The following is a 650-nucleotide window of genomic DNA, read 5'->3' on the forward strand; positions in this document are numbered from 1 at the left end:
CACCTCGAGTCGCAGTTCGACGGACTCCGCCACCGTGCGGAGCTCGTGGGAGCCGCGGCCGCCCTCCTCCCGCCCGATGTCTTCGGAGCGCACGGTGCCGATGCCGTGCTCGAGACCCTGCCCGTCCTCTTCGCCGCTCGCGCGGTCGTCGCAGGCGCGGACGGGGACTCCTCCACCCGCCCGGTCCGTCCGGGCGAGCCCGACTCCGGGCACCACTGATGCAGTCGCGACTGCAGGATCAAGGAGAAACGTTCATGGTCGAGCGCACCGTGCAGGTTGCATCGTCGAAGGGCCTCCACGCCCGCCCCGCCTCGCTCTTCAGCCAGGCCGCGGCGAAGTCGGGTCAGAAGGTCCTCGTCGCCAAGGGCGACGCGACCCCGGTCAACGCCGCGTCGATCCTCGGGATCATCTCGCTCGGCATCGAGCACGGCGACGAGCTCACCGTCAGCGTCGAGGGCGACAACGAGGAGGCCGTGCTCGAGGAGCTCGCGACCTTCCTCACCACCGACCACGACGCGTGACGCCTAGCGTCACGCAAGGCGGCCGGCCCCGGCGCCCACGGCGCCGGTAGCCGCGGCAGCCCCTGGAGCGTGACGTCGACTCTCACTGGGTCGCACCAAGCGCCTGCGGGACCCGGCCCCGCCCTCTGC

Annotated in this window: 2 protein-coding genes; both read left to right on the forward strand. The window is 72.2% G+C overall.

Going from position 1 to position 650, the window contains the following annotated elements; translation table 11 throughout:
- Positions 1 to 219 (forward strand): hypothetical protein (locus C5B92_RS17485; protein ID WP_181028893.1); only part of this gene is annotated, 219 nt, incomplete at its 5' end.
- 35 nt (positions 220 to 254) lie between these two features.
- Positions 255 to 521 carry an HPr family phosphocarrier protein gene (locus tag C5B92_RS16820; protein ID WP_104326908.1) on the forward strand — a complete coding sequence of 89 codons (267 nt, stop codon included), beginning with the start codon at positions 255 to 257 and terminating at the stop codon, positions 519 to 521.
- Positions 522 to 650 lie beyond the last annotated feature (129 nt).

Source organism: Rathayibacter sp. AY1A4, from assembly GCF_002930955.1.
GTDB lineage: Bacteria > Actinomycetota > Actinomycetes > Actinomycetales > Microbacteriaceae > Rathayibacter.

What these genes read in the sequence shown, in the direction of transcription:
- C5B92_RS16820 (WP_104326908.1), top strand. Translation starts at nt 255, where the DNA reads ATGGTCGAGCGCACCGTGCAGGTTGCATCGTCGAAGGGCCTCCACGCC.